This is a genomic window from Phenylobacterium sp. 58.2.17 (assembly GCF_026411515.1).
Classification (GTDB): Bacteria; Pseudomonadota; Alphaproteobacteria; order Caulobacterales; family Caulobacteraceae; genus Phenylobacterium.
This window is the reverse complement of record NZ_JAPMTQ010000103.1, coordinates 1-996: the sequence shown is the minus strand read 5'-3', so window position 1 is coordinate 996 and position 996 is coordinate 1. Positions and strand designations below refer to the sequence as shown.

Here is a 996-nt window from a genome sequence, read left to right as displayed (position 1 = left end):
GACACCGCCAACTTAGCGCCCTTCAAACAGACAAGGGGGATTGCTGACTCAGCAGGCCCCCTCCGTCGCGCGCCACCTCCCCCAGCAGGGGAGGAATTAGCGGCCGAAATCCCCATCGCCGATCGGCATGCCGGGCGGGGTCTGGGGCTTCAGCTTCGGCTCCGACAGCTCGGCCAGCAGGGCCGGGTCGCCGAGCAGGGCGATCAGCCGCTGGCGGTGGGCGCGGTCGGCGGGGTCGGCGCCGCCCTTGAGCCGGGCGGGCAGGGCCGCGAGCCGGGCGCCGATCTCCGAGCCGACGGCCGGCGAGACCTTGGGGTCGCGGGCCGCATTGGCGAGGTTCAGCACCAGCCGGGTCTGCACCCGCCGCGAGATCTCGCCCAGGCGGCCGGCGGCCGGGGCGAAGGCGGCGTCGATCAGCCGGTCGAGCATTTCGCCGACGCTGAGCTGGGTCGGATCGCGCCGGTGCTGGTCGACCAGCCGCGCCATGCGGTCGGGGGCCAGCAGGTTGTCGAGGGTCAGGCCGGCGGCGACCTCGGCGGCGACCAGCGGGTCGAACACCGGGCCGCCGGCGGTGGCGAAGACTTCGATCACGTACTGGCGGTCCGGATCGCCCGACTGGGCCGAGGACAGCATGGCGGTCAGGGTCTCGGGGGTGTCGAGCGCCTGGGGATCGAGCGTGGCGAGCAGGGCGGCGAGCGCGGCGCGCTGCTGGGCGGCCGGAACCGGCGAGGAGGTCTCGCGGCCGTCGCCGATCACCGCGTAGGCGAAGTCGACGCCGCCGAGCAGCTTGCTGGCCGCTTCCAGCTGGTAGCGGTGCAGCAGATAGATCGGCACGTACTTGCGCTTGAGGTTGGCCACCGGCTCGCCGGGCTTCAGCGCGCCGAGGCCGAACTGGTCGAGGGGGGGGGGGGGGGGGGCCCGCCCCACCACGTGGGCGTAAAGGGGCTGTTGGAGGTCACCATTACCGCGCGCCGGGGGGGGGGGCCGCCCCTCCGG

Annotated in this window: 1 protein-coding gene; it reads right to left on the bottom strand. The window is 74.2% G+C overall.

All coding sequences use genetic code 11. The features are described from left to right. Positions 1-96: 96 nt before the first annotated feature. Positions 97-996, bottom strand: a 900-nt coding sequence (locus tag OUA97_RS23225) for a zinc-dependent metalloprotease (RefSeq protein ID WP_267234446.1), incomplete at its 5' end; no start/stop codon positions are given.